A 948-nucleotide genomic window follows, 5' to 3' on the forward strand; every position below is an offset into this window, starting at 1 on the left:
GAGCCGCTGCTGCTGGCGCGCGCCACCGGTGCCCCGGTCTTCGTGGCACGGCGCCGCGCCGAGGCCGGGCGCGCCCTGCTGGCGGCCCATCCCGAGGTGGACGTGCTGGTGTGCGACGACGGCCTGCAGCACCTGGCGCTGGCGCGCGACCTGGAGATCTGCGTGTTCAACGACCAGGGGGTGGGCAACGGCTGGCTGCTGCCCGCCGGCCCGCTGCGCGAGCCCTGGCCGCGTGCGGTGGACTGGGTGCTGCACGCCGGCGCGCCGCCGCCCGGAGCCCTCTCGGCGCGCTTCGCGTTGCAGCGCCGGCTGGCCGACCATGCGGTGGACGGGCAGGGGCGGCGCGTGCCGCTCGCCCACCTGGCGGGCAGGCGGCTGCACGCCCTGGCTGGAACGGCACGGCCCGAGGAGTTCTTCGCCCTGCTGCGCGCACGCGGCCTCGCGCCGGCGCACTGCCAGGCTTTCCCGGACCACCATGGCTTTGCCGACTGGCAGCCCCCCGGCGACGCAGCCGCGGTGGTGCTGTGCACCGAGAAAGACGCGGTCAAGCTCTGGCCGCGCCACCCCGAGGTGCTGGCCGTGCCATTGGAAGTCCGGCTCGACCCCCGCTTTTTCCAGGCGCTCGACGCCCGCCTGGCCTCGCTAAGATCGCCGCACGCCCCCTGAAGGAACCCCCATGGACTCCAAACTGCTCGAACTGCTGGTATGCCCCGTCACCAAGGGCCCCCTCACCTACGACCGCGAGCGCCAGGAACTGGTCTCGCGCAGCGCGCGGCTCGCTTACCCGGTGCGCGACGGCATCCCGATCCTGCTGGAGAACGAGGCGCGCACGCTGACGGACGAGGAACTGGAGCGGCAGCGGTGAGCGCACCGGCGCCCTTCACCGTGCTGATTCCCGCGCGGCTGGCCTCGACGCGCCTGCCCGACAAGCCGCTGGCGGACATCGGC

General features: G+C 74.3%; 3 protein-coding genes. All 3 read left to right on the forward strand.

Annotated features, from left to right (window positions below):
• A partial coding sequence (gene lpxK, locus A612_RS11420) for a tetraacyldisaccharide 4'-kinase (protein ID WP_019374612.1) occupies positions 1-666 on the forward strand: 666 nt, incomplete at its 5' end.
• Positions 667-676: 10 nt separating this feature from the next.
• Positions 677-865 (forward strand): Trm112 family protein, encoded by a 189-nt coding sequence (locus A612_RS11425; RefSeq protein WP_019374613.1) that lies wholly within the window; start codon positions 677-679, stop codon positions 863-865.
• Positions 862-948 (forward strand): cytidylyltransferase domain-containing protein (locus tag A612_RS17125; protein WP_420891028.1); only part of this gene is annotated, 87 nt, incomplete at its 3' end. The genes A612_RS11425 and A612_RS17125, both read left to right, overlap by 4 nt.

The sequence above is a fragment of the Melaminivora alkalimesophila genome (assembly GCF_000282995.1).
In the GTDB taxonomy this organism is placed as follows: Bacteria; Pseudomonadota; Gammaproteobacteria; order Burkholderiales; family Burkholderiaceae_C; genus Melaminivora; species Melaminivora alkalimesophila.